This is a genomic window from Pseudomonas sp. ICMP 10191, assembly GCF_001467335.1.
GTDB lineage: Bacteria > Pseudomonadota > Gammaproteobacteria > Pseudomonadales > Pseudomonadaceae > Aquipseudomonas > Aquipseudomonas cerasi.
The window spans coordinates 1-794 of sequence record NZ_LKGW01000023.1; the positions used below are offsets into that span (position 1 = coordinate 1).

Consider the following 794-nt stretch of genomic DNA (forward strand, 5'->3'; position numbering starts at 1 on the left):
GCCGGGAACATGTAGGCACCCTTGTAGCCCTTCGACGATTGCCAGTCCCGATAGCGCTCCAGCAGCGCGCAGGCCTGATGGGTCAGCGGTAGCCGGTGCTCACAGCGGGTCTTGGTGTTCTCAGCAGGAATAAACCACTCGCCCTGCTCACCCAGCGCGAGGTGCGACCACCGGGCCTGCCTTGTCTCGCCAGCCCGCGTGCCGTGACACAGCATCATCAAAGCGAGCATGCAGTCCTGTGGGTGCTGGTCGAATCCTGCAGCAAGGTCACCAAGCACCTCTTCCAGCTGAACGGCACGCAGCCGCGATGGTTTCGGCAGGATGCGGGCCTTGGTGAAGTCGGTGAACTTGAAACCGGCGACTGGGTTCTGGGCGATCAGACGCAGCTTTTCGGCCTGTCGGAACGCGACAACCAGCACGCCCCACATCAACCGGACGTAGGAGAGCGACATTTCGGCCTGCATGGGCCACATGACCAGCTTGTCCAAGGTGGACCGGTCCACATCGGCAATGAGCAGCTCGGACAGGCGCGGCTTGAGGTGGCAGGTGATGATTGAGGTGTTCGTGGCGCGGCGCTTTGCCGACAGGCTGCGCTCGGTGGACTGACGAACCATGAACCACTCCAGCAGCTGGCCAACGGTCTGCAGCGTGCCGGCAGCCGCAGAGGCCTTCGGGTCAGTCGCCAGGCGTTCCCGGATTTTCGGCAGAGCGTTGATCAGCCCTTTCACCGGCAACTCCGGAAAACCGGCGATCTTCTCCCACTTCTTGCCCACAACCAGGTGCCAGGTGCCGCG

General features: G+C 63.1%; 1 protein-coding gene. It reads right to left on the reverse strand.

Annotation, left to right across the window (positions count from 1 at the left end; genetic code table 11):
* The coding region (locus tag AO388_RS03255) for a tyrosine-type recombinase/integrase (protein ID WP_153003959.1) at nt 1-794 on the reverse strand (794 nt) is incomplete at both ends.